We start from the raw sequence: 24,953 nt of genomic DNA, 5'->3' as shown, positions 1-24,953 counted from the left end.
TCTAGAGGTTGCGCTGACCATTCGCGGCGGCGCGTGCAATCATCGCCGCAATCTGCGTCTGCGAGCGGTTGAAGCTCGCCGCATCCGGCGTTGAAATATTGATCGTGATGTTCTGACCGCCGCCGCCAGATGCGGCGACGCCAAGACGTCCATCCGGGCCGCGCGTCAGCGGCATGATCGCTTCCGGACCTTTTTCGCCCGCGAGGCCCGAGGTGCCACCTGCGAGCGGAAATGTAATTGGGCTCGCGATGACCCCGCCGCTCGCGAACGGAACCGGCGTGCCATTCTGAATGACGCCGCCTTTCGCAAACGGCATCGCACCGCTGATCACGCCCTGAAACATCGAGGCAAGCCCCGCAGTCAGGGGCTGCAATGCCGCCTTCAATGCGAGATTGGAAATGTTCAGCGCCAGCGACTTGAAGACATCGCCGACGTTCTTGCCTTTGATGGCAATATCGCCAAACGCCGACGCAAGCCGGTTTGAAAACTGCTGTCCAAGGCGGCTCGTCGTCGCCAGGCTCGTCTCGAGTTCGCTCGTATCGGCGATAATTTTGACGTTCCACGTCTCGAGCTGTTGCTCGTCGGTCAACGGCATCGTTTCATGCCTCCCTGTCTGGGTATTGCCGCATCAAGGCATCGAGCTGCACGCGGGTCGGCGCTGCTCCTTCGCTCGAAACTCCGAATTTTCCGCGCAGGATGGCCTGCAGTTCGCGTGGCGTGAGGGACCAGAAGACGGCGGGTGCAAGTCCGAGCACACCCAATCCCGTTTCCATCACAAGGTCCCAGCGAAAGGGTCGCGCGCTTCCCCGCTCGCCTCCGCTGTTGTGTTTTGCACCTCGGCGTTTCCGCCGCCGAACGTCGCTGTCAGAAGACGTGCGACGATGTCGACGTAACCTGCCGCACCGGCCTCGCACTTCATCGCCGCGACATCGGCATCGCTCGCGCTGTGTCCCGCGCCTCTAAGCCCTGCCGCGATGACACGCACACAATCGCGCGCTGAGAGACGACCCGTCTCGAAGCGCGCCGCGAGCGCCAGCATGTCGCTATCGCCGAACGCGTCTTCGAGCTCCGCAAGCGCACCGAGCGTCAGCACGAGCTTGACGGTCGAACCATCCAGTCGCGCCTCGATCTCACCGCGATGTTTATTGGCCATGATCGTTCTTCCATTTCATTCGTCATCCTCGGCCGAGCGACAGCGAAAGCCGGGGATCCAGCACAAAAGTGCCGAAAGCTCGATACTGCGTCTTCGACAAGTTTTGTGCTGGATCCCCGAACGCACTCGCAAGCTCGTTGCGTTCGAGGATGACGAGGACGCTACGCCGCCGCAAACGTCAGCGCACCCGCGCTTTCGAGCGAAATATCGAACGTCACTTCAGCATCGTGACGTCCGCTGAATTCCAGCGCCGTGATCTGAAACGCGCCCTCGATCGTTCCGAAATCCGGAACGATGATCTGCCAGTCGCGGATCGTGCCGTTGAACGCGTAATCGCGGATCGTCGCATCGGACGCGCCGTCCTTGAACACACCCGAGCCCGTGATCCGCGCCGACTTCACGCCCGCGCCGGTCAGAAGCTCACGCCACTGCCCCGCGCTTTCGGTGTTGGTGATCTCGACCGTCTCGGCGCTGATCGAAAGACTGCGCGCGCGAAGTCCGGCGACCGTCATGTAAACGCCCGCGCCGGTCGTATCGACCTTCAGAAGAAGGTCCTTGCCTTTTTGTGCTGCCATGTTGGGGGACTCTTTTGTTTTGTGCCCGGCGACTCGCGTTCCGCGAGCCGGACGCCGGGCACGGACTTAGTGATCGAACTTCCGTCATCCTCGAACGCAACGAGCTTGCGAGTGCGTTCGGGGATCCAGCGCAAGACACGTCGAAGACGCAATATTTCTTACGCCGCTTCGACTTCCGTCACGGCGCGAAAGCGTGCGATGCCGTGAAATGTTTCGCCGTCGCTGTCGCGACGAGCTTCGGAAAACTCATGTCGCAAATTGATCAGCCGATGCCCTGAGAGCGACAGGTCCTGATCGTGCAATGCCGCACGCGCAGCCGCGATCACTTGCTCCGCTTCCCGCCTGCCACGCGCCCGCGACCAGACGTGCAGCGTCACCAGATGTTCGTAACCGTCATCGCTTCCCGTGGACCAATCGCGCTCGGACGATTGCCCAAACGTCACGAACGGAAACTCCGTGCGCGCCGGCGCGTCATCATAAATGCGCGGACCGCCGAGCGCCGCTAGCGTCGGCGCGTCACTCGTGAGTTTCTCGAAGATCGCCTTCTGAAGCGCAAAGCCTGCACTCGACATCATTTGCCTCGCGTGTGTTGATGCTGATCGTCGTTTTGACTGCCGGAGCTTGCGCGCCTTTCGCCTTGAGCTTCCGCCTCGCGCTTGGCGATCGCGTCGCGCACGAGCGCCAAGGCCCGCATGCGCGCCGCCGACGTCCCAATTCCACCGATACTGACGCTCATTTTCATAAATCACGCTCCTCCACCGGACACTTCAACCACGCGCCGCGATCCTCGACATCGATCACACCGAGAATGTCGAAGATGCGAACACCGAAACGGATGCGCATCTCGGGCCGGACGTCGCCGCGATGGCGGATCCAAACGTCGTGCGTCGCCGTTCCCGCGACGCGATCGAGTGTGAAATTCTCGTCCGCGCTCCGCGACCAGATCGCGGCCCAGACTTCCGCGATGGGCGTCCATTCCGTCGTCGAGCCCCCGGCGCCATCGCTCGTTCGCTCCGGCCGTTCGATAACGATGCGATGCCGGAGATCACCGGCTCTGACTGGTGCTTTCATAGCCGGATCGTTCGAAACGGAGTGATGAGGTCGCTGATGGCATCTGGAATGCGCGCGCCGTCTTGCCCGATCTCGCGCGGATCGCGGTGTTCGTACCAATGCGCGGTCAGCATCAGAATGGCGTGCTTCAGCGGCGCAGGAACGCTCGCCGCGCTATCGCCGAAACCCGCCGTCAAGTCGATCTCGATGCCCTTCGCGGCGCGCCCTGGCAGCGGCGGCACGCTGTTGTTCCAGATGAGACGCGGCGGCCGCGATGCGAGATCGACGAGATAGCTCTGATCCGAAACGGTCGTCGCATTCCCGGACGCGTCGATGACGCGAACACCTCCGACGGAGCGCAACGGCGCCAGTGGCAGCTCGATCTCGCGCGACTGCGGCCAGCGATCGAGCGTGAATTTCCATGACTGCGTGATGAGCGCCAGCGACAACGCCGTCTCGATGTGTAGCCGCGACGTCAGAACGAGGCTGCCGATCAGGATATCTTCGACATCGGTATCGATGCGCATGTGCGCCTTGGCTTCGGCAACCGTCACCGGTTCAACCGCCGGCGGACTCGTCATCACGAGAGACATTGCATTTCCTTATTTGTTGGCGCCCGGCGACTCGCGTTCCGCGAGCCGGCCGCCGGGCGCGACCGCGCGTTGCGGCCGGCTCCGCGAAGCGGAGTCGCAACGCGCAAACAAAAATGCGGGATCACCGTTTTGCGATGACCCCGCACACATTCCGCGCAGGCGGGAGGGGAACCCGCGAGGAATTGGGATGGACGTCATCCTCGAACGGCCGAGCCTGCGAGGTCGCATGCGCTCGGCCGAGGATGACGAGCGACGCTTACTCCGCGAACTTCAGGAGCTTGATCGCGTCGAAGTCCTGCACGCCGCCGCCGACACGCTTCGTCGTATAGAAGAGCACGTACGGCTTGGCGCTGTAGGGATCGCGCAGCACGCGAATGCCCGCGCGATCGACGATCAGATAGCCGCGCGAGAAATCACCGAACGCGATCGACAACGAATTGCTATCGATGGCGGGCATGTCCTCGCTTTCGGCAACGGGATAGCCCATCAGCGACGGCCATTCGCCTGGTGCGTTCGCCGGCTGCCAGAGATAATTGCCGTCGCCGTCTTTCAGCTTGCGCACCGCCCCGACCGTCGAACGGCTCATGACGAATGTGCCGTTGGCGCGATATGGCGCCTTCGTCGCGTAGATGAGATCGAGCAGCTTGTCGCCCGGAGCAACTGCAGGGAATGCCCCCGCCGCGCCCGTCGCGACGAACCCGAGCTTGCCCCACGCCCACGAGGCGTTGGCGACGGTATCGTAGGCCAGGAAGCCTTTCGGCTTGTTCGTGCCGTCACCCGTGACAAAAGCCGTGCCTTCCTGCTCCGCGAAGGCAATGCGGACTTCTTCCGCCAGCCACTCGTCGATGTTGACGATCGTGTCGTCGAGCAGCGACTGCGATGCGGCGGGCATCGCATAAAGCTCCATCGTCGGGAACTGCAGGTTGGCGAGCGTCGGCGTCGTGGTTTGCGTGCGTGAGGCGGTTTCCGCGACCCAGCCGGTGCCGACGCCAGTCGTTGCGAACGGACGGTTGTAAACGGAGCCCGAAACCTGACGCAGCCCGGAGATCGCGCGCATCGGCGAGATCGCTTTCAGCGCGCGATTGACGGCAGCTTCCGTTTCGGCCGGGACGAGATAGCCTCCGTCGGGCGCAGAACCCGCCGACAGCGCCTTCTCCTCGATCCGCGCGATGCGCGAAGCGTCGCCGCGGCGAACGTAGCCGTCGAACGCAGCTTTGTGCGCAAGTTCGGATGCCGGTGTTGCGCGGCTTCCGGCCAGATGCGGACGTGCCGACTTCAGCGCCAGGTTATCGGCAACGCGCTTCGTCGTGTCGAGCGTCTCTTCGATCCGCGCAAGCTTCTCGGCGACGAGTGCATCGGACGCGCCGCGCTGCTCGATCTCCGAGAGACGTTGATCGTTGGTTTCCTTGAAGGCTTCGAAGGCTTCGAGGAATTCTTCGAAGGCTCGCGCGGTTTCCCCGCCCGCCCCCTTCGTTTCGAGGGAAGTCGTATCGGTCATGTGATGTCCTGTTTGTTCGAGCTTACGTCATCCTCGGATGAGCTCGGCAAAGCCGTGTCGAAATCCGGGGATCCAGCGCAAGAGTCGTCGAAGACTCGATATTGAGCTTTCGGCGATTTTCACCTTGGATCCTCGAGCGGCCTCGCAAGCTCGTCCGTTCGAGGCTGACGAAATTAAGTCACCTGCATCAGCCGCGCAGCTTCGCGAAACCGCGAAGCGAGCATGGCATCGTCGTCGACTGAGCGGCGCGCATCCCGCAGGGCCTTCAGTCCATGAAAGCCCGAGCGGAGAACCGCCTGAGCTTCCGTTCGCGTCAGCCCAGCATCACGCGTAAGCCAACGCTCGAAGTCTCTCATCGTCGGAGCCGCCGTTGCGAACGGCCGCGTCTTCACGCTTTGCACGCGCGCGCCAGGCAGCATCGGAAACGTGACGACGGATATTTCCCAAAGATCGATCTTTTCCAGGCGCCGCACGCCGCTCGCCGCGTCGCGCCGTGCCTTGACCGTCTTGAAACCGATCGACAGCCCGTCGAGTGCACCGGCGCGCATGAGCGCCAAGACCTCTCGCGCTTTCGAGACGGCGGTCATCAATCGTCCGCGTACGTAGAGACCGCGCGCATCCTCGTGGATTTCATCCCAGACGCCGATTGGCTCGGCAGGATCGTGCTGAAACAGCATCTTGATGCGCGCGGCGCCGCGGCTCGCGAGACTTTCGCGAAACGCACCCGGCGCAATGACGTCGTGCCCGAGATCCTCGCGATTGAAGAGGCTGGCGTAGCCCTCGAACACGCCGTCATCGAGCGACTTCGCCTCGAACGGCAAGGCGCGGCTGCGTTTCGACAGCGAAGCAGGCAGCAGAAATTGTTCGGTCGCGTGCATGTGCGCTCCGTCGGTTTGCATACTGATGTTATGAGTTTCGACCTTGCTGGCGACCTAGATTTTCCCAACGCGCCGAGCGGCCGGCTCGACGAAGGAGAGTCGCTCGGCGCAACTAAGAGAGAGGCGTTTCCAGAGTGCATCGCGTTCGGGCGAGGGGCATAGGCTTAACGCTTCGGTCGCCACCAATTGTGACCAATTTTCTCCACCACCGAGACGCTCTTCTCAAATCCAGCATCTGTGAGGATCACCTCAGGCTCTGGCGTTTGATAATAAGGCGGTCCGCCAAACCGCGAATCCAACCAGATGCCATCGCTCGGGTGGAATTTATAGTGGGCCGATATTTTCCCAATCTCGGCCAACCCCTCGTCATCGGTGAGAGATTCCCGCCCGCGGGGAATGCATACCGTCCCCATCACAATCAGGCCGTCTGCAAACAGTTCACGAAGGCATCTTTCGAACATCGCAGGCTCCGTCGGATCGCCCGTAGGATCGATGACTGTATTCAAAAGCGCATCCGCATGCTCATTGCCAGCTTCTTCGAGAGCGGCGAAAATTCTTTTTTTCATCTCTGTGCTATCGATCATGACTTTCAGTCTTTCTGCGGTTTATCTGGAATCGTTATGTGACTCCCTTCTGGCTTTCCTTTACCCGGTCGATACCGGTAATAAAACGAATTATAATGTTTTTGATCACTATCGATTCTGCACCTCTGACGTGGCCGCTCCATTATGCGCACGGTCGCACCAGACGAGTTTTCGTACTGTAATCCAGGCGCTCGTGTCGGCCCATCGAGACTGAAGCCGCGATCATAGAGTTCTTTGGTTAGTCTATTCACACCCCAATCAGGATTAGTATTCGGAATCGCATCTCGATGAAGTTCCTGAAGCCGCGCTTCCGCTTCGCGAGCCTGTGCCTCATTTGCACGGATCTCACCCTCGATGGTTTGTGAGAACTCGGGAGTCGGACGCCAGTTGGGGTCGAGTCGACGAGCACGCGCAATCGCATCTCTTGCCCATGCGTCCGAAACTGCCCAGCGTGCCTCTTGTGCAGGCGTTGCTCCAGGAAAGCGCGCGAGGATTGGTGATCGATCTCGACCACCGCGCGCTTGCGCCACACGAACGCGACCATCATTTGAGCCTGACCCGCCGCCATCCGTCCACTGCCCTCCGCCGGATTGGCCTGCGGGAACGCGTGGTTGGTCGTCTCTATATTTGGCGCTCGGCGACTCGCGTTCCGCGAGCCGGCCGCCGAGCGCATCATATCCCGCCGCAGCCCGTTTCTCGTCGCTGGTGAGGAAGCTCGCGGCCTCTGACGCGCCGAGCGGCCGGCTCCGCGAAGCGGAGTCACTCGGCGCAATCAAAAGCTAGGCGTTTCCAGAGCGCATCGCGTTTGGGAGTAAGGATTTAATCTTTTTGACGCCACCACTGATAGCCAAATTCCTGAAGAATTTTTCTTCCTTCGACTTTACCCATCTCGGTATAGACGACTTCGGGCCAGGGTCGTGCGCCTCCTGTCCAGTGTCCCGATTGTGTTTTAAACACGAGGTGCTCTGTGATTCGAGTTAGCAGAGCAAACGAATCCTCATCAGACATATTTTTGAGCCGCCTGTTAGCGTCTCGCTCCAATCCAATTTTTATGAACCCATTCTGCAGCAAATTGGTCAGCGCAGTTTGAAATTCATTTCTCTCGCTTGCATTCCCAGTAGGAGTGACAATTGTGTTGAGTAGTGTTGGGAAGTTTTCCTGGCCCGCCTCTTCGAGTTCGGACAATATTCGTTTCTCGAATTCTCGCATCTTGATGTCCACTCATAATTCCTAGTGCTTATCCGGTATTGTTATCGCGGCGCCCCACGGCTGATCATCTGCTGGCCGATAGCGGTAATAATTTTCGTTGTAAAATTTCTGAGCGGTTTCATTTCTAGACGGACCACTTGTGGGTCTTCTCATTATCCGAACTTGCTCCCTTGTATCGTCATTTCTGTACACTTCGCCCGGACTTCTCGCAGGTCCCTCGTATATGTATCCTCTGTTCCGAAGCTCCTTGCCCAATCTATTAGCGCCCCACGATGAATTTGTATTGGGTATCGCATCTCTACGAAGTTCCTGAAATCGCGCCTGGGCCTGACGCGCTTCGGCTTCGCGGGCTGATATTGCGCCTTCGACCGTTTCATAGACCTGCGGCGACGGACGCCAGTTCGGGTCTATTTCGCGGACCCGTGCCGTTGCAGCGTTCGCTGCAGTCGTCGCGTTCGACAAACGCATGATCTCAGCCGGGGTCGCTTCGACCGGTTGTCCGCCAATTCTGATAGTCGAGGAAGGTCGACGTGCCTGTGCTACACGCGTTTGGCCGTCGCTTGGTGCCGTGGCACCATCCGCGTGTGTAAAGCGACCAAGCTCGTCATGATAGGGGTTGTACTTTAATCCGCCCGCGCTGCCGGCTTGCGCATCATATCCCGCCGCGGCGCGCTTCTCGTCGACGGTTAGGAAGCTTGTTGCCTCCAGACGTTTCCACAGCGCGTCGCGTTCAGGCGCAAGCGCTTCGATCTGGTCGAGGTCTGGCCTCAACTCTAGAAACAAGCCCGTGCCTCGCGGCCGGCTCGCGGAACGCGAGTCGCCAAGCGCAAACAAAGACTCATCCCTGGCTCCGAACGCCGAGTGTCTCTCAAACCCCGGCGCCAGCCAGTTCGCCAGCGCCCGCGCCGTGCGATTCACCAGCGGCAGAACGGTTTGACGCCAGAAGGCGCGCTGCGCTTCCTGATAGTTCGAGTACGTATTGTCTCCCGGAATGCCGAGCAGCATCGGCGGCACGCCGATCGCCAGCGCGATTTCGCGCGCGGCGGCGTTCTTCGCCTCGATGAAGTCCATGTCCTTGGGCGACAGCGACAACGGCTTCCAGTCGAGACCGCCTTCGAGCAGCAACGGACGTCCGGCTGCGCGCGCACCCTGGAAGTTCGTTTCGAGTTCGCTTTTCAGGCGCGTAAACTGATCGTCCGTCATCTGACCGTTCGACGCGGCATAAACGAGAGCGCCGGACGGCCGCGCGGAGTTGTCGAGCAGCGCCTTGTTCCAGCCCGCTGCCGTGTTGTGAATATCGATCGCGGTTGCCGCCGCCTCGATCGGGCTCATGCCGTAGTGATCGTTGACGGGATGAAAGAGCTTCAGATGCAGGATCGGGCGCACGCCCTCGACAACATCGTCGGCGAAACGCACAGACCGTCCGTTGACGGAGTATTCGTAACCCTCTGGCCAGCCGTCGACGCCCGGGATCACCTTCATGCGGTCGGGGCGCAGAATGTGCAGCTCGCGCAGCTCTCCATCGAGAGCAACGGCTTCGACGTAGGCGTTGCCCGAGACCAGCAAGAAGCCGTACCAGGCTTCCAGAAAATCGGTGCCGGTGTGATCGAGGCTCGGCCGCCGGAGCAGCCCGATCAGCGGATGATCCTCGATCTCCGTCGTGCCCTCGTAGAGAAGCAAGGGGATCGAGGCGGCGGCCTCCGCTATCATGCGCACGCAGCGATAGACGATGGCATTCTGCATGAAGCCTTCGCGTGCGAAGGCGGAGTAGTCACGCGGCGCCCACACCGGCTCACCGAGATTATGATAAGCAATGAGCGGACCCGTCGCGGTGGCTTTTGCTTCTCTTATATTTGCGCCTTCCGACTCCCCTCCGGGGAGCCGGCCGGAAGGCGCAGTCGCACCTCGAAACGTATCTGAACTTTTTGTGCCACCTTCCGACGCCGCTTCGCGGAGCCGGCCAAAAGCGCCAGTCGCACCGCCTATGTTGCCTGGCGCGCGCAGATGCATCGGCAGCCAGCGCGTCAGCGCCTCCGAAAAAATCGACATGCATTGTCCTTTTGAAGTTCTGCAGGCGTCCGCTCTCCCCGCACGCGGAGAGAGGAAGTGAACCAACCTTCCCTCTCCCCATTCTTCATGGGGAGAGGGTCAGGGTGAGGGGCAGCCTCGCGAGCAGTACTTGCCGCCGCCCCTCACCCCAACCCTCTCCCCGCACGCGGGGAGAGGGAGAAGATCACAACATCCTCACCGTCGGTTTCAGCGCGTCGCTCAACAGCAAATCCGTGATTGCCCAGACGAGCGCGTCGGAGCGATCGGGGCTGCGGCCCTTGACCGTGCCGTCGGACCCAAACGTACACATCTGATCCTCGAGCGCGTCGAGCCGGCCGACGTGCGCCACGCGGCCTTCCGCGTAGAGCGCCGCGACCGGCTCGGCCCTAACCCATTTTCCCCGCGTCGCTCTGACTTTGACGACGGGGAAATTCTGTCGAAACTGCTGCAACACGGAGACGACGAGATCTCCGCCTTGATTGACTTCGGCGACCATGCGGTCGGCTTCGTAATCGTCGAACGCGGAAAGCGCCGCACGCGCCCAGATTTCAGGCGTTCGTCCCTGTACGGTGCGATCGGCGAGAACGTAGGCGCGCTTGTCGACACCCAATCCCGCAACGACAATTCCGCACGCATCCGACGCGGCCGTCGCCGTTACCGGCGGATCGACAGCCACGACGACGCGTTGCATCTCGGGCGCCGCATCGACGCGCGCCTCCTCGATCCAATGCCGCCGCCACAGGCCGTCGCTCGCATCCTCGACGATTTCGCCGAGCAATTCCTGCCGCCCGATCGCCGAGCCCGCGTAACGCCGCGTCATCTCCGCGAGGAACGTCGGCGCGAGGTTCAACGCGTTGTCCGCCGTCGCGAGATTGACGGTCACGGTCGCTTCGTCCGCGATAATCGATTTCAAAAGCTTCGTCGCTCGCGGCGTCGTCGTCACGCAGGCGCGCGGCGCATCTCCGAGACGAAGCGCAAACTGCAGCATGTCCCACGCCTTTTCCGCGTTCCGCCATTTCGCAAGCTCGTCGCACCAGGCGGCGGTGAACTGCGGCCCGCGCAGAGCTTCCGCTTCGTCCGCCGAGAACAATTCCGCCACCGCGCCGTTCGGCCATATCAGCCGCCGCTTCGACGGCTCGAACACCGGCCGTTCGCGCGCCGGATGCACCGCGAGCAAACCCGATTGCCCTTCGATCATCACGTTGCGCACGTCTGCGAGCGTCTTGCCGACTAGCGCAATGCGCGGGGATTCTTTTGTTGGCGCTCGGCGACTCGCGTTCCGCGAGCCGGCCGCCGAGCGCGGCCCTGGCTCTTCGCCGCAGGCAAGGCCTCTGATCCACTCCGCACCTGCGCGTGTCTTTCCCGACCCGCGTCCGCCAAGCAGCATCCACACGCGCCATTGTCTGATTGCGCCTTGCGACTCCGCTTCGCGGAGCCGGCCGCAAGGCGCGGCGTTGTTGGGCGAATCTCGTGCATCATCGAGCGCGCTCGGCGGCCGGCTCGCGGAACGCGAGTCGCCGAGCGCCAACAAAGGACTCAACTGTTCGTCCCGCGCCCACAATTCCCAATCATGCGCGATGAACTCCAGCTCGGCGGCGGAAAGCTCATTCAGAATGTCGCTGAGACGTCCGTTTGCGATTGAGGCGTTCAAGACGTTCCGCAATTTCGCGGCGTAAGTCTTCCGCATGAGCCAGCGCCTCCTTGCTCTTGGCGTCGCCTCCCGTTGCCTTTCGCTTCGTCATCTCGCGTTGCATCTCAACGGCTTTCTCCAATGCATTGACCATCTGCGACAGAGCCCGGGACGCACGCTCGCGATCCTGCGACGTGAGCCCCTTCTGCTTTTCGAGTTTTTCGAGTTCGCCATCGATCGTGTTGTAGACACGTTGCACGAGGGCGCCAGGTTTTGACTTCTTTGCTGGCGCGCTGCGACTCCCCTGCGGGGAGCCGGCCGCAGCGCGCGGGGCAATTTTCTTCGAGCGGACACGCGTCGTCGTTCGCCGCGCGCTCGATGCCGCTGCCATGCACTGCTCACCTTTTGAAGATTTCGGGAAACGCGTTCGGCGCAACGGCCAGGATTTCGGTGAGATCGTCGTCTCACACTTTCCGCGTTATACAGAGATGATGCCCGAGAAGCGTCACGCTGTCAATTGAGAAAACGACATAACTAATTGAAAATATTTGAAATTATAGAGATCTGGAAGTCAAACCGTCCAAGTATAAATCAGCTCCGGCAAGCGAGGATAAGTTTCTCCGCGTCAACGTGATCGACCCGAAGAAGCCACGCGTTCCTTGCGTTGGCGAGGCTGCTCAGGCGCAGCCTGCTGCTCCTCAGTGCTTAAATCCGGGATGATGTAGCGCCAGTAGTTCTCTTCCTTGACGCGCTTCTCGCTCATCGCGAACGAGCTGACCGCGATGCCCGCCTGATGCACCGTCTCGGGCGACCCGGAAATCAGCGGATGCCACCACGGCAGATCGCGCCCTTCGTCGACGATGCGATAGCCGCACGTCGGCGGCAGCCATTTCAGCTCGCGCGCCCGTTTGACGTCGATCTGCAGGCAATCCGGCATCTTGCTGAAGCGATTCGCATAATCCTTGCACTGGCAGGTCCGCACGTTCAGCATACTGCAGGCGAGCTTCGTGGTGTAGACCTCGCTCGTGTCTTCGTCCTCGAGCTTGATCAGGCAGCAGCGGCCACAGCCGTCGCAGAGCGATTCCCACTCTTCGGGCGACAGCTGTTCAAGAGTTTTGGTCTTCCAGAAGGGTTGGCTGTCGCCGTCCAACGTCAGTCTCTCTTTCACTTGCCAGCGCCGCCGAATTGACCACAATTTGGTCGCCTTGCGACGCCTAACGTCCGTCGCTGAAGGTTTGCGGTGCATCCAGCAGGGAGGCGCCGCAATAGTGCTTGCAATGCGTCACGTGTTTTGGTGCTGAAGGGGCTTAATCCCACGTGCCCCGCAAGGCAAGTCTGCCGTCGGGTCGACGTGGCAAGGGGTGACGGGTCTTGAACGACTGGTTCTTCAGACAGGGCGGACGCGACCGTTTCATCAACTGGCTTGCCCTTGATTCGAAACTCAACTCGACGCTTGGCGAGGCTTGGTCTCGCATCAAGGATTACTGGAACGCCGGCTCGAGCTACTTCGCGCGCTTCCAGCTCGTCGGCTGGCGGCGCCTGCTGAACGAATTCGCCTCCGAAGGCCTGACGATGATGTTCGGAGGCCTCGTCGTGCTCTACGGACTCGCGCTCCCCGCCTTCCAGGAATTCGACGAAAGCAAGTTCCTCACCGGCAAGTTCGCCGTCACGTTCCTCGACGTCAACGGCAACGAGATCGGCAAGCGCGGCATCCTGCACAACGACGCGGTGCCGCTCGATCAGATTCCAGACGTCCTCATCAAGGCGACGCTGTCGACGGAAGACCGCCGCTTCTTCGAGCACTACGGCATCGACGTGCTCGGCACGATGCGCGCCCTGCTGACGAACGTGCAGGCGAACGAGGTCGTGCAGGGCGGCTCGACGCTGACGCAGCAGCTCGCCAAGAACCTGTTCCTGTCTTCCGAACGCTCGCTGCAGCGAAAAATCAAAGAGCTGTTTCTCGCCTTCCTGCTTGAGAGCCGCTACACGAAGCGGCAGATCCTGAAACTCTATTTCGATCGCGCCTACATGGGCGGCGGCACGTTCGGCGTCGAAGCCGCGTCGCAGTATTATTTCGGCAAGTCGGTGCGCGACATCACGATGGCGGAAGCGGCCATGCTCGCCGGACTGTTCAAGGCTCCGTCGAAATATTCGCCGCTCGTCGATCTCGCGGCTTCGCGCGCCCGCACCAATCAGGTGCTCGATAACCTCGTCGAAGCCGGATACTACACGGCAGGGCAGGTTCATGCCGCGCGCATGAGTCCGGCGCGCGTCGCCGAGAACCGCACGTCGACGAGCCCCGACTGGTTCCTCGATTGGGCGTACGAAGAAGTTCAGCGGCTCGCCGAAGGCAAGGACCAGTACGTTCTGACGGCGCGCACAACCGTTGATCTCACGCTGCAGCGTCAGGCAGAAGAAGCGCTCAACGCCACGCTGAAACGCAACGGCCGCTCCGATCATTTCAATTCCGGCGCCATCGTCGTGATGGAAACTGACGGGAAGGTGCGCGCCATCGTCGGCGGCCCCGACTACGGCGAAAGCCAGTTCAACCGGGCGACGCGCGCCAAGCGTCAGCCCGGCTCGTCGTTCAAGGTCTACGTCTACGCGGCAGCATTGGAGAACGGCTACAAGCCCGACACGATGGTGCGCGACGCCTCGCGCTCATGCGGAAACTGGTCGCCGTCGAACTACGGCGGCGGCGGCGGCTCGGGCGGCAGGCTTCCGCTCTGGCAGGCGCTGGCGAAATCGCTGAACACGGTCGCGACGGAACTCTCCTTCGCGGTCGGGCGCGAGAAAGTCATCGAGATGACCAAGCGTCTCGGCATCGAAGGCGTCAAGAAGACGTGCTCGATGGCGCTCGGAGACGGCGGCATTACGGTGCTCGAACACACCGGCGGTTTCGCGACCTTCGCCAACGGCGGCAAGCGCGCCAAGCCCTACGGCATCCTCGACATCACGACGTCGAAGGGCGACCTCCTCTATTCGCGCGAACGCGATGAGCCCCCGGCCGAGCAGGTTGTCTCGCGGCAGGTGGCCGAAGGCATGAATACGATGCTCTATCGCGTCGTCAACGAAGGCACCGGCGGCATGGCCAATCTCGATTTCACCAACGTCGCGGGCAAAACAGGCACCTCGACCGGCCCGAAGGACGCGTGGTTCATGGGCTTCACCGGCAAGTACGTGGCGGGCGTGTGGATCGGCAACGACGACAATCACGCGATGCGCATGGGCGTCACCGGCGGCCATCAGGCGGCGCCCGTCTGGCATGATTTGATGACAGTCGCACACGCTGACATGAACATTCCGACGATCCCGGGTCTGCAACCGCATCCGCGTCAGATCGAGGAGCAGCAACGATTGGCGGCGATCAAGGCCGCGCAGGTCGCGGCCGGACTTGAACCGGCGACGAAGGACGAAACCGGCAAGCCCGAGACCATCATGTCGGAAAAAACCCGCGCCGTGCTGAAGTCGCTGACGACGGCGCTACGCAAGGCCGAAGGCGGTCCTGGCGATCCAGCGACGCCGCCGCCATCCAATGCGCCGCAAGATCCGAAGGATCCCAAGACTCCCGAACGCGCCGACCGGCGCGCGACGCTGTTCGATTCATATTCCGGCGAGCCGGGCGCATCCGGCGCCCAGCGCGCGCAGTAGGAGGATCAGGGCGTGGCGTCGCTCGAACTCAAATCCTATGAGCGACCGTCGGCGCTGGCGCTTGTGCGCACCGTGGCGGCGATCATCTTCCGCGCCGTCAGTCTGATCGCGGCCGTCGCACTCGCAACCGGCGTCGGCGTCTGGTCGAGCCGCTATATGATCTCGCGCGGCTCTCCGCTCTCCGTCGATTCCTACGGACCTTGGCAACACTGGCGCGGCCTCGGCCGCGAAAATGCCGACCCGTATTCGAAGGCGCATCTCGCATCGACCGGCAAGCTCAGGATCTCGGCCGATAGCGCCGGCATCTTCGAAGCACGGACGGACTCCCAAGGCGCGCGCCTGCACTCTTCCTGCAACTACAAGATCGATGGCGCTAGCTTGCCCGGACTTTGGTGGAGCCTTTCGGTCTTCGATTCCCGTGGCCGCCTGATCCGCAATGATGCGGATCGCTACACGTTCACCGCCGATACGATCGCACCCAATCCGAACGGATCGTACGTCGTGACGCTCGGCCGCGACGCGCGCCCCGGCAACTGGATACCGACCGGCGGCGCCGGACGCCTCGTTCTCGTGTTCACCGTGCTCGATCCCGCGAACGGCCTCTCCGACGAACAGCGCGTTGAACGCAACAAGCGGCTACCCGTCATCACGCGGGAGAGCTGCTCATGAACCTCTTCAAGCGGATCGACTGGCGGCTTTTGGTGATCTTCGTTTTGGTCGCGGTGATCGTCCATATCGTTGCGACGTTCCTCGCCGTCAACGATCAGCGCGGCACGGCGTACGCCCGCCTCGCGAATGTTCTGCCGCACAACACGATGACGATCGTCGGGCCGGTCGACACGCAGCAGGCGCTGCTGCCGTATCTGTCGCCGGACGCGCGATACGCGTTCTGCCCGTTCGATACGGCTGACCGCGCGATGCGCGTGCATGCATTGCTGCCCGACCTCGGATGGACCGTCGGAGTCTATGCGCCTGACGGGACGAACCTCTATTTCGCCGCCGCCTCGTCCGAGCGCGAGACGACGATCAATCTCTCGATCATTCCGGCCGATGATCGCTTCTTGGGCCTCTCGAGCGAAGCTCCGCAAACCGGCGATACCGATCAGACGATCGCCGCGCCGAAAGGCTTCATCGTCGTGCGCGCACCCGACCGGGGCGATCCCTATCGCACCGAAACGCAGTCCGTCCTCGAAAAAGCCTCGTGCTCCGTCCGGCGCACTTAATGCTCGCTGCCCGGCGCGTCAGCTATCGATGTCCAGCGTGTCGCGACATGGCTTGCTCTTCTTCGGCTTTTCGGCCGCAGGCTCCTCGGGCCGTTCATACCTGACACCCGGAAAGAAAACGATGTCGGCCGAACCGCCGGCGTTGACCGGCCCGGAGTTCACCAAAGACTCGGTTCGTCGCGAAGTGCTCCTGAATTCCACGATTGTCGCCATGCGTGGCCCCCCAAAACACGAAGCTCCCTTCGTGCATGCGGCTCCGCCCGTCATGAGGCTCGTCAACCACCCCGTTATGACACCGTACAAAAACGGTTGCGGCGAAGATGCGTTGCGGCCGCTCGAATCAGCGCATGCCTCGATTACAGGCGCCGAGGCATTAACGGAGTGTAAATCTTCCAGCGTCGCGCGCGGAAGCAGCCTCCACTATGGCAGCAATTCATCGCCGAGGAAATTGCGCCCCTCGCGATCCTCGATTTCGACGATCCAGAGATCGCTGTCGAAACTCGTTTCGCGTTTCAGAAGCGTCTCGGCCTCCGCCTCCGGAACAAAGCCCGGATCGAAGCGCGCCACCCAGCGCCGGTCGTGATCGGCGTCGTCAAGTCCGGCCGGAGCCGGCGCATAGACGGCCGCCATCAGATCCTGACGCACGATCTTGATGAAGATTGCACCTGCGTCGTCATCGCCGTGGCGCACGACCACACCGCTGGCGCCGTTGACGGTGCACCGGCGCAAATACGCCTTGACCCAGATTTCCGATTTAAGCCGCATGCTCTCAAGTTAACAGCAAGACCGGCGCAACGCCTAGCGCGAGGCGGAGCGCGACGACGCACCCTGGCGCAACTTCGCCTGACCCTGAAGACGGATCAGCCGGCTCATCATCGGGCCTGAGATGCGGCCGCTGGCCTTGAGCTTCTGCTCGGTCTCGAATTCGCGGATCGCGCGCCCGAGTTCCGGCGTCAGCGCCCCGCCCGCGGCCCCCGTCTGATAGCCGAGCGCGGCAAGCTTCAGCTTGACGTCGCGTACCAGCGCCTCGCCATCGGGCGAGATCGTTTTGCCCGGCCGCGCGCTGTTCTGTTCGAGCGACGACGAGCCGAGAACGATCTGGCTCAGCAGCGGCTCGCTCGGCTTGCCGGTCAGCACCAGCCCGTTGTCGTATTCGTAAGCGAAGATCGCAGCGCGCGTGACGAGCCCTGCGACGCCATCCGGCTGCCCGACATCATAGCCGCGCGCATCGAGTTCGCGCTGAATGCCGCGCGTGACTTCCGCCGTGTTGGCATCGTCCTTCAGCGGACCTGTCGGAGGATCGGTTGGCCCCGGCAACGGCGGCGCGGCCGACGGCGGCGTTGTCGGCCCCATTCCGAGGCCCGGACCTTCCACCCATCCGCCGCGCGACGGCAACCCTCCGGTCTCGATCGCGCTGGCCTGACTTGCTCCCGGTCCCTTACCCTGGAACGCAGCCATGTTGACGGCGACGCTGAGCGTCATCAGCACGGAAGCGCCGATTGCGATTTTGCGATCCCACCCGATCATGTCTCAACGGCTCCGTTCGCCCCTGCGCGGTATCGCAAGACTATGCCGGCCAGCCGTTAAGGTCTTCTTAACTGTCGGAACTTGGCCCGACAGAGATGCGAAGCATTTTATCAAAATTTGCCTCAAATTCGCATCGAAGACTGATCGAATTGTAGCGCACACGCTAGCGTCGTCTTGAATTGGCTTTGGTATGAGAATGCTGCGGGAGCCTCACGTCTTTCCCGCTCAACTCTGCGAAGGTCGACCATGGGCTTGTTGCGTACCGCCATAATCGTTGCCATCGGGGTTGCCGTGCTGCCATCGGATCACGAGCAGCAGCAGCGCTTGTACGAGCGCGCCGGCGCCACCGCGCAATGGGTCGTCACGTTCTGCGATCGCAACGCCGGAACGTGCGCGAAGGGTTCGGAATATTGGTCGGTGTTCGTTGCGAAGGCCCAGTTCGGAGCCAAACTTGCCTACGACATGATGCGCGATAGGCAAGGTGGGGCAAGTGAGACGGCTGCGGCCGATCATGACGATCGGCCGTATAAGCCGGCCGTGCTCGAACGCGAGATGGGAACGCTCACTCCGCTCGACAAAGAACCGGCCTGGCGCGGCAAAAAGTCAAGCAAGGGTAGCATCTAGGCTCAAATCGAGCCTTGCCGCGACAGGGTCCGGCCACCTATTTTCAAGTAATGCCCGATAAGCGGGCTGCTTGGAATTTCCGATGACGATTGACGACATCCGCGCCGATTTCGCGCTCCTCGACGATTGGGAGGACCGTTACCGGTACGTGATTGAACTCGGCCGGGCGCTCCCGCCGCTCCCCGAAGACCTGCGGACTGAGGCGAACAAGGTTCGCGGCTGCGCCAGTCAGGTCTGGCTCGCGACAAAGCCGGTCGCGAACGCGAGTTCCGGCAGGGCAAGCGGCATGGACATGCAGGGCACAAGCGATGCCATGATCGTCCAGGGACTGATCGCCGTGTTGTTCGCTATTTACCAGGGCAAGACGCTGGAAGAGATCGTCGCCACAGACGCGCAGCGCATCTTCGGCGAACTCGGATTGAGCGAGCATCTGACCCAGCAGCGTTCGAATGGCCTCGCCTCGATGGTGAAGCGCATCCACTCCGACGCCGAGATGATGCTGGCTGCCTGATCACGCGCTATCCTGCTCGATCGCCGGACGATAATCGCTCGCACCCCAGTGCCGGACCTTGACGGGTCTCGCGCCGGACGGCTCCGGCGCGCGCAACAAACCATAGTGACGGGCGAGCTGACGCAGCGCGATCTGCAGAATGATCTTGCCGGAGCGTTGCGGCCATCCGCTCGCCTTCTCGCTGGCTTCGAGCCCTTTCAAGTGACAGCAGACGTCGATCAGAACACCGGCGAGATCCGGCCCGACGCTCGCCAGCGCGCGCCGCACCCGCTCGCCCGCCGCGATGACGGAATCTCGCATGTCCGGTCCGAGGTCCGGCGCACCCCGGATGCCGCCGCCGCCACCGAGCAGCAGCGACCAGTTTGCGGTGACACGCGGCGTCATCTGAGCGAACCAGAAATCGGCGCGCAGACGCTCTCCGGCATCGAATTCCTCATCTGACAGCATCGGCCGTCCGTCCTTGTCCTTGCGTCGCGCGAGCCACGCCAGCGGGCTCTCCTTAAGATCGCGCTCGGGCGTTTGATGGTCAGCAGCTCTCGCTGCCGAAGCCGCGGAGCTTCGTCTCGTCGCCATCGTCTTACCTCGTGGGGATTTGGTTGCTTAAGAAAGTCGCGTCAGTGCGGACGTCGCTTTTCGGCGCGCATGACGAGCGTCGGCAATGCCCAGCCGAGAAGGTCTAGCGTCCGGTCCAGGATCGGATCGTCACGCCGGTATTCGACCTTCAGACAACCATAGGAAACCGTCGTCCGATCCCTGCCGAACATCGTGCCGACGTCCGTCAGCGTCATCCCGCACGACACGTGGGCGAGATACATCGCAATCTGGCGCGCAGACGCGATGCCTTTAGCGCCGCGCGTGCCGTGCCAAAGCGCGCCGCTCTCGACGCCGAATACGCTCGACATGGCGAGATCGAGCGCCAGTCGCGCCTGACGATAGTGCTGCTCTTCCAGGGCATCGGAAAACGCCGGGCCGCGCGGACGCGTTTTCAACGCGAGGCTGCGAGAGACTTCAAGCATGTGTTCTTCTTCTCATGTGCTTAGATCGGCTTCTCAACGCGGGATGCGCTTCGTTGCAGTCGGGGCCGGTAAAGATCGCTCTGCGGTTCGATGCAGAAGCGACGAGCAGAAGATAGAACCGGCGCGAGCAGCGGGGATAAGTTTTTTGTTCGCGCATCCGTTCACCTTACTCAAAAAACAAATCCCACGAACTTATCCCCGCGCCCGTGCAGTGCAGCACTGTGTGGCGCCATGCCAGATAACGTCTCGATACGGAACATCACTACGCGGACGAAAAGCTCAACGGGCTCCCGCTTCAATTCGAAGGCCAAATGCGCGGACGATCTGCAGCGCGCATTGCCGCTGTGGCCGCGCGAGCGCGATGATCGAAGCGTGGAGGGTCGCGAGAAACTTATCGTGGCGCTCGAACGCGCCTTGCGGAGGGAGCGGCGGAACGGTCGCGCAGGGCATCCCGCCTACGACCTTGAACGCCACGCATCGCTCAATCGGATTCTGAAAATGGAACGCGCCGCACTTGCGGCGCTTCCATGTCGTATTCACCAATCGCGGCAGCAGCCGCAAAAGTAAAATGATGCGGCGCGACGAAAATCAGCGCCGCGTCCCGAGGCCCATCTTCTTGGCAAGCTGCGAGCGGGCGTTGGCATAGTTCGGCGCGACCATCGGATAGTCCGGAGGCAGGCTCCACTTCTCGCGATATTCCTCGGGCGATAGATTGTAATGTGTCCTGAGGTGCCGCTTCAGCGATTTGAACTTCTTTCCGTCCTCGAGGCAGATGAGATAGTCCGGCATCACGGATTTCTTGACCGCGATTTTGGGCTTGGCCTCCTCGCGCTCCGCCGGCGCGCTGCGGCCTGCGGCACGGCTCAGCGCGGCATGCGTCTCGGCGATCAGACCCGGCAGATCCGTTGATGAGATTGAGTTATTGCTGACATAGGCGGCGACGATGGTCGCTGTGATGGTCACAAGCTCAGGCTGGGACGGACTGTCCATCGTTATGTTTTCCGCTGCTGTTTCTAGCCGAGTTCAGAGGTGCGCCTAACAGATGGCAAGCTTCGACGCAGATCGCTTTGACGACGTCTTAGCCATATTTTGCCGATGTCTGAACTCGCCCCGAATAGAACTTGTCTTCACTTATGAAAGCTTTGACTACAGCTAATGTTCATTGTCAATTGCGGCTCCTCAACACTTCACAGCATCACTAATGCTTGGCGCGATCTGAACTCCATTGTGACGTTGCTTCAAATTGAGGCCCGCGCGTTGACGCGGGCGCTTAACGCGTGAAGAAACCATGCAACGCCATGCGCTTCCCAATGAAAGGCCTCCCCAAATCATGACCGCGCCGATCGCCTCCGCTTCTCCCGATCAGGTTCCTGCGAACGAACAGGTCTGCCCGCCCTTGGCGCGCCGCGAACCTGTGACGGCGATCCATCACGGCATCACGCTCACGGACGATTACGCCTGGCTGCGCGCCGCGAACTGGCAGGAGGTCATGCGCAAGCCTGAGACGCTCGCGGCCGACATCCGCGCCTACCTCGAAGCCGAGAACGCCTACACAGATGTGAAGCTCATCGACACGAAAGCTCTGCAGGAAACGCTGTTCCTCGAGATGAAGGCGCGGCTCAAGGAAGACGATCGGCAAGTGCCGCAGCCGGATGGCCCGTACGAATACTTTCCGCGCTTCGTTAAAGGCGGCCAATATCCCGAGCTGTGCCGCATCCCGCGCGGCGGCTCGGCCGACGACGCCGAGGTGCTTCTCGACGGCAACGCCGAAGCCTCAGGCAAGAAGTATTGGGACCTCGGCGGCACGGCCCATTCCGAAGACCACCGCCTGCTCGCCTACTCCACCGACGACAAGGGCTCGGAGCTTTACACGGTCAGAATCCGCGACCTCGCGACCGGCAAGGATCTCGCCGACGAAATTCCCGACACGCGCGGCAGCCTGGAATGGTCGCGCGACGGCTCAACCCTGTTCTATATCAAGGTCGACGATCACCAGCGTCCGCTTTTCGTTTACAGCCACAAGCTCGGGACGCCCGTATCCGACGACAAGCTCGTCTATGCCGAACAGGACTCGGGCTTCTTCGTCGGCCTGTCCGCGACGCAGTCGGGCAAGTTCATCCTGATCGACATCCACGATCACGAGACGAGCGAAGTTCATCTGATCGACGCCGACAGTCCGGAAGACGCGCCCCGCCTCGTCGCCGCCCGCCGCGTCGGCCATCAATACAGCGTCGAGCATCACTGGTCGCTGCTGGTCATCACCACCAATTCCGCCGACGCAGAGGATTTCCGCATCGTCGTGACGCCGGTCCATGCGACCGACGAGGCGAACTGGCGCGAGATCGTTCCGCACAAACCCGGCCGCCTGATCCTCGACGTCGGCGTCTATGAGAATTTCATGACGCGCCTCGAACGCGAGAACAGCCTGCCGCGCATCGTCGTCACGCCGATCACCACGGGCATCGTCGTCGATCGCGACGTTCTCGATCTCACCAAGGAGCACACGATCGCCTTCGAGGAAGAAGCATACGCTCTTGGCCTCGCATCGGGCTACGAATTCGATACGAGCCGCATTCGCTTCACGTACTCATCGCTGACCACGCCCGCCGAAACCTACGACTACGACATGGCGACCCGCGAACGCGTTCTGCGCAAGCGCCAGGAAGTCCCGAGCGGCCACAACCCGGCCGACTACGTGACGCGACGGCTGCTCGCGCCCGCCGAGGACGGCGCGCTCGTTCCGGTCACGCTGCTCTACAAGAAGACAACACCGCTCGATGGCTCAGCACCGCTGTTTCTCTATGGGTACGGCGCGTACGGCATCTCGATGCCCGCATCGTTCTCGACCGCGCGGCTGTCGCTCGTCGACCGCGGCTTCATCTACGCGATCGCACACATCCGCGGCGGCAAGGACAAGGGTTTCCGCTGGTACACCGACGGCAAGATGAAGAAGAAGAAAAACACCTTCACCGACTTCATCGCAGCCGGCGAGTATCTCGTTGCACAGGGCCTCACCCAGCGCGGACGCATCGTCGCCAACGGCGGTTCGGCGGGCGGCATGCTGATGGGCGCGATCGCCAACATGGCGCCGGATCTCTTTCTCGGCGTCATTGCCGACGTGCCGTTCGTCGATGTGCTGAACACGATGCTCGACAAGGATCTGCCGCTGACGCCGCCGGAATGGCCGGAATGGGGAAATCCGCTGACCAGCAAGGACGACTTCGACTACATCCGAAGCTATTCGCCCTACGACAACGTCGAAGCAAAGCGCTATCCGCACATCCTGGCTTTGGCCGGCCTCACCGATCCGCGCGTCACCTATTGGGAACCGGCAAAGTGGATCGCGAAACTCCGTGCGCGGAACACCAGCGATAATCTCGTGTTGCTGAAGACCAACATGGGCGCAGGACACGGCGGCGCTTCCGGCCGCTTCGACGGCCTCAAAGACACCGCCCTGAATTTCGCGTTCGCACTGAAGGTCGCGGAGCTGGCGGAATAGCGGCGCGCGACGCCATCGTGCTTCGTCACGCCCCAAAAAGTTATGGCCGCGAAAGCGGCCATTCACATCGTCTGAAAATTTCTTCGAAACAAACCTCCAAAAACAAAAAGGCCCGCAAAAGCGGGCCTTTCGTTTCAAAGGAGCAGCGCTAGGCTGCGACCGTGCCGAAGGTAGGCGATTTCGTAGCCTCCTCGAGTGCCATGTCGGATTTGAGTGCGATACCAATATACCGGACTCGACCGGCCACCTTCTCCTTTTTCACGCCAAGCTCGGCGAATTCACGCGCGAAGCTCGGAAGTGCTGCGGGTTCCTTGTTCTTGGAGTCACACCAAGAGCAATAGTCCTCGTAAAGTTCAGTAGCCGTTACACTTGATCCGTCACGGACCTCGACATTCTCCTTGTAGAAACGTTCGGTGTTATTTTCAGGGGCGAGACGCGCAACCGGAGCTGCGACTCTCGCTTCGACAACCTTCTGCTCGACCTGATGCACTTCTGCGGGACGAGCTTCGATTGCTGGCACTTGGACAACTTCGCGTTCGAGAGGAATCTCGATCGAGCGGTTGTCGTTGGCGCCGGAACGCGGCTTGCTTGTCTCAACGGCGATCGGTGTAAGCACCGGAGCCGCCACCGCTGCCGCAGCGGTGATTTCCTCTGCCCTCGCCAGTTTCGGCGCGGCAGACTGACGGTCATAGAGCCGCCACTGACTGAATGCGACGTACATACCGAATCCAGAACCGATTTCGAGCAGCAGCGCCACGAACAACGTCAGGGCCATCTGCACATTCTCGATCTTGACGCTCGGGAAGAAGGCCGAGGCAAGCTCAGTCAGAACCTTGGCTTGCGGATCGGCTTCCGACAGCGCAGGCTTGCCTGCAGCCGCGTCGATCTTGGATCGGAGCTCGGAAATGCGAACGTCGGCGGTCTTCGCAGCGCTCGCCGAAGCAAGCTCAGCGTCAAGACCGGTCAGCTTCTGACAGAAGCCGCGCTCCGTCTTCGAATTGACGTCCTTGCAGCCGTTCGTCCACTTCCAGGCTCTCTGCATCTTGAGACCGTCGATCTCACTCTGCACCGCCTCATAGGGCCGATGCTGAGGAATCCAGCCAGCTTGCTCTTCGGCACGCTTCAGCTCGGTTCTCAGATCCTGATACGACTGAGCTTCCTGCGCGCGTTGCCCGGTCGAGTCGAAGCGGTTCAACGCTGCGTGTCCGAGCGCCGAGGTCATGGAATAGGTCGTCACGACCGTCCAGACCAGCGCCGACGCAGCCGCCTGCGACCAGATTCGATTTCGAACAGCGGCGAAGAAGAAGAATGGTATCAGTGCTTTTAAACAGTCGGCCGCAGCGGATGCTGCGCCATAAATCTGGCCGTCCAGCTCGGACCGTCCGAGACTGAAGCCAAAACGCCAGTTCATCGCGGCCGACACGGCTAATAGAACGCCGGCTGCTAGAACCCCCAACACGCCTAAAACGTGTCTCATTTCGTGTGCCCTCTCCTGTGAGGGCCGGTTTACGTGACGCGATACAGACCGGCCATTTCGGCTTGTGGCTGCGCACCTGAGGAGGGAGGCGGCGACCAATGCTCCGGAACGCACAACCGGCACGGCTGCGAACGATATCCTGTTTGACCGACTGTGAGCTCCACTGTCATCCCCATGACAGTGGCAGACGAGCAACTGGGATACTG

29 protein-coding genes are annotated in these 24,953 nt (G+C 61.6%); 6 read left to right on the top strand and 23 right to left on the bottom strand.

From position 1 onward, the window contains the following. Position 1: 1 nt before the first annotated feature. The 16 genes from HDEN_RS05550 to HDEN_RS05475 form a co-directional block, all read right to left on the bottom strand. On the bottom strand, positions 2-595 hold the full coding sequence (locus HDEN_RS05550) for a phage tail tape measure protein (protein ID WP_013215148.1): 594 nt from the start codon (positions 593-595) through the stop codon (positions 2-4). 4 nt (positions 596-599) lie between these two features. After that, entirely contained in the window at positions 600-773 is a 174-nt protein-coding gene (locus HDEN_RS17915; RefSeq protein ID WP_013215147.1) for a phage tail assembly chaperone, read from the bottom strand. Then, positions 773-1,153, bottom strand: a complete 381-nt coding sequence (locus tag HDEN_RS05545) for a gene transfer agent family protein (RefSeq protein ID WP_013215146.1) — start codon at positions 1,151-1,153, stop codon at positions 773-775. Before HDEN_RS05545 ends, HDEN_RS17915 begins: the two co-directional genes overlap by 1 nt. Before the next feature lie 161 nt (positions 1,154-1,314). Next, the gene (locus tag HDEN_RS05540) at positions 1,315-1,728 is read right to left on the bottom strand and encodes a phage major tail protein, TP901-1 family (protein WP_013215145.1); all 414 of its coding nucleotides are present in this window, start codon (positions 1,726-1,728) and stop codon (positions 1,315-1,317) included. A 158-nt stretch (positions 1,729-1,886) separates the two neighbouring features. Continuing rightward, positions 1,887-2,303 carry a DUF3168 domain-containing protein gene (locus HDEN_RS05535; protein WP_245256737.1) on the bottom strand — a complete coding sequence of 139 codons (417 nt, stop codon included), beginning with the start codon at positions 2,301-2,303 and terminating at the stop codon, positions 1,887-1,889. Continuing rightward, positions 2,300-2,470, bottom strand: a complete 171-nt coding sequence (locus HDEN_RS05530) for a hypothetical protein (protein ID WP_013215143.1) — start codon at positions 2,468-2,470, stop codon at positions 2,300-2,302. The genes HDEN_RS05535 and HDEN_RS05530 overlap by 4 nt, the downstream gene beginning before the upstream one ends. Continuing rightward, the gene (locus HDEN_RS05525) at positions 2,467-2,799 is read right to left on the bottom strand and encodes a phage head closure protein (RefSeq protein ID WP_013215142.1); all 333 of its coding nucleotides are present in this window, start codon (positions 2,797-2,799) and stop codon (positions 2,467-2,469) included. The genes HDEN_RS05530 and HDEN_RS05525 overlap by 4 nt, the downstream gene beginning before the upstream one ends. After that, the gene (locus tag HDEN_RS05520; protein WP_013215141.1) at positions 2,796-3,371 is read right to left on the bottom strand and encodes a head-tail connector protein; all 576 of its coding nucleotides are present in this window, start codon (positions 3,369-3,371) and stop codon (positions 2,796-2,798) included. The genes HDEN_RS05525 and HDEN_RS05520 overlap by 4 nt, the downstream gene beginning before the upstream one ends. A 256-nt stretch (positions 3,372-3,627) precedes the next feature. Beyond that, a complete protein-coding gene (locus HDEN_RS05515) occupies positions 3,628-4,869 on the bottom strand; it encodes a phage major capsid protein (RefSeq protein WP_013215140.1) in 1,242 nt (413 codons plus the stop codon). 173 nt (positions 4,870-5,042) lie between these two features. After that, the gene (locus HDEN_RS05510; RefSeq protein WP_013215139.1) at positions 5,043-5,747 is read right to left on the bottom strand and encodes an HK97 family phage prohead protease; all 705 of its coding nucleotides are present in this window, start codon (positions 5,745-5,747) and stop codon (positions 5,043-5,045) included. A gap of 164 nt (positions 5,748-5,911) precedes the next feature. Beyond that, on the bottom strand, positions 5,912-6,331 hold the full coding sequence (locus HDEN_RS05505; protein WP_013215138.1) for a hypothetical protein: 420 nt from the start codon (positions 6,329-6,331) through the stop codon (positions 5,912-5,914). Between the two features lie 819 nt (positions 6,332-7,150). Further along, positions 7,151-7,552: a hypothetical protein gene (locus HDEN_RS05495; protein WP_041921563.1), complete on the bottom strand. Its 402-nt coding sequence runs from the start codon at positions 7,550-7,552 to the stop codon at positions 7,151-7,153. Positions 7,553-7,561: 9 nt separating this feature from the next. Further along, positions 7,562-9,589, bottom strand: a complete 2,028-nt coding sequence (locus HDEN_RS05490) for a phage portal protein (protein WP_013215135.1) — start codon at positions 9,587-9,589, stop codon at positions 7,562-7,564. 184 nt (positions 9,590-9,773) lie between these two features. Next, entirely contained in the window at positions 9,774-11,276 is a 1,503-nt protein-coding gene (locus HDEN_RS05485) for a DNA-packaging protein (RefSeq protein ID WP_013215134.1), read from the bottom strand. Next, entirely contained in the window at positions 11,194-11,610 is a 417-nt protein-coding gene (locus tag HDEN_RS05480; RefSeq protein ID WP_041921562.1) for a hypothetical protein, read from the bottom strand. Before HDEN_RS05480 ends, HDEN_RS05485 begins: the two co-directional genes overlap by 83 nt. A 234-nt stretch (positions 11,611-11,844) precedes the next feature. Beyond that, complete coding sequence (locus HDEN_RS05475; RefSeq protein WP_013215133.1) at positions 11,845-12,387, bottom strand: YcgN family cysteine cluster protein; 543 nt, start codon at positions 12,385-12,387, stop codon at positions 11,845-11,847. 203 nt (positions 12,388-12,590) lie between these two features. Between HDEN_RS05475 and HDEN_RS05470 the strand changes: the two genes are divergently transcribed. From HDEN_RS05470 to HDEN_RS05460, 3 genes are read left to right on the top strand one after another with little or no spacing between them, the layout of a single operon-like run. Further along, positions 12,591-14,870 (top strand): transglycosylase domain-containing protein, encoded by a 2,280-nt coding sequence (locus tag HDEN_RS05470; protein WP_013215132.1) that lies wholly within the window; start codon positions 12,591-12,593, stop codon positions 14,868-14,870. 12 nt (positions 14,871-14,882) lie between these two features. Continuing rightward, positions 14,883-15,539, top strand: coding sequence for a DUF1214 domain-containing protein (locus HDEN_RS05465; RefSeq protein WP_013215131.1), 657 nt, complete (start codon positions 14,883-14,885; stop codon positions 15,537-15,539). Further along, entirely contained in the window at positions 15,536-16,093 is a 558-nt protein-coding gene (locus HDEN_RS05460; protein ID WP_013215130.1) for a DUF1254 domain-containing protein, read from the top strand. Before HDEN_RS05465 ends, HDEN_RS05460 begins: the two co-directional genes overlap by 4 nt. Positions 16,094-16,111: 18 nt before the next feature. Here the strand turns inward: HDEN_RS05460 and HDEN_RS05455 are convergent, their stop codons facing one another. The 3 genes from HDEN_RS05455 to HDEN_RS05445 all read right to left on the bottom strand — a co-directional run bounded on the left by HDEN_RS05455 (position 16,112) and on the right by HDEN_RS05445 (position 17,620). Then, a complete protein-coding gene (locus HDEN_RS05455) occupies positions 16,112-16,306 on the bottom strand; it encodes a hypothetical protein (protein ID WP_013215129.1) in 195 nt (64 codons plus the stop codon). Between the two features lie 207 nt (positions 16,307-16,513). Beyond that, complete coding sequence (locus HDEN_RS05450) at positions 16,514-16,858, bottom strand: DUF1491 family protein (RefSeq protein ID WP_013215128.1); 345 nt, start codon at positions 16,856-16,858, stop codon at positions 16,514-16,516. A gap of 33 nt (positions 16,859-16,891) precedes the next feature. Continuing rightward, positions 16,892-17,620 (bottom strand): peptidoglycan-binding domain-containing protein, encoded by a 729-nt coding sequence (locus tag HDEN_RS05445; RefSeq protein ID WP_013215127.1) that lies wholly within the window; start codon positions 17,618-17,620, stop codon positions 16,892-16,894. A gap of 246 nt (positions 17,621-17,866) precedes the next feature. On the opposite strand from HDEN_RS05445, the gene HDEN_RS05440 reads away from it, so the two are divergent. Both HDEN_RS05440 and HDEN_RS05435 read left to right on the top strand, forming a co-directional pair. Further along, the gene (locus HDEN_RS05440) at positions 17,867-18,244 is read left to right on the top strand and encodes a DUF5330 domain-containing protein (protein WP_013215126.1); all 378 of its coding nucleotides are present in this window, start codon (positions 17,867-17,869) and stop codon (positions 18,242-18,244) included. Positions 18,245-18,326: 82 nt separating this feature from the next. Continuing rightward, a complete protein-coding gene (locus tag HDEN_RS05435; RefSeq protein WP_013215125.1) occupies positions 18,327-18,755 on the top strand; it encodes a SufE family protein in 429 nt (142 codons plus the stop codon). Here HDEN_RS05435 and HDEN_RS05430 read toward each other — a convergent pair whose 3' ends face one another. The 3 genes from HDEN_RS05430 to HDEN_RS05415 all read right to left on the bottom strand — a co-directional run bounded on the left by HDEN_RS05430 (position 18,756) and on the right by HDEN_RS05415 (position 20,761). Continuing rightward, on the bottom strand, positions 18,756-19,328 hold the full coding sequence (locus tag HDEN_RS05430) for a DUF6456 domain-containing protein (protein ID WP_013215124.1): 573 nt from the start codon (positions 19,326-19,328) through the stop codon (positions 18,756-18,758). Positions 19,329-19,369: 41 nt separating this feature from the next. Beyond that, positions 19,370-19,771 (bottom strand): helix-turn-helix domain-containing protein, encoded by a 402-nt coding sequence (locus tag HDEN_RS05425; protein WP_013215123.1) that lies wholly within the window; start codon positions 19,769-19,771, stop codon positions 19,370-19,372. Between the two features lie 588 nt (positions 19,772-20,359). Next, positions 20,360-20,761, bottom strand: a complete 402-nt coding sequence (locus HDEN_RS05415) for a Ros/MucR family transcriptional regulator (protein WP_013215122.1) — start codon at positions 20,759-20,761, stop codon at positions 20,360-20,362. 340 nt (positions 20,762-21,101) lie between these two features. On the opposite strand from HDEN_RS05415, the gene HDEN_RS05410 reads away from it, so the two are divergent. Continuing rightward, positions 21,102-23,270, top strand: a complete 2,169-nt coding sequence (locus tag HDEN_RS05410) for a S9 family peptidase (protein ID WP_013215121.1) — start codon at positions 21,102-21,104, stop codon at positions 23,268-23,270. 148 nt (positions 23,271-23,418) lie between these two features. On the opposite strand, the gene HDEN_RS05405 is transcribed toward HDEN_RS05410, so the two are convergent. Beyond that, positions 23,419-24,747 (bottom strand): hypothetical protein, encoded by a 1,329-nt coding sequence (locus HDEN_RS05405; protein WP_013215120.1) that lies wholly within the window; start codon positions 24,745-24,747, stop codon positions 23,419-23,421. Positions 24,748-24,953: the final 206 nt, after the last annotated feature.

The organism is Hyphomicrobium denitrificans ATCC 51888, assembly GCF_000143145.1.
Classification (GTDB): domain Bacteria; phylum Pseudomonadota; class Alphaproteobacteria; order Rhizobiales; family Hyphomicrobiaceae; genus Hyphomicrobium_B; species Hyphomicrobium_B denitrificans.
This window is presented reverse-complemented; position numbering and strand designations above follow the sequence as displayed.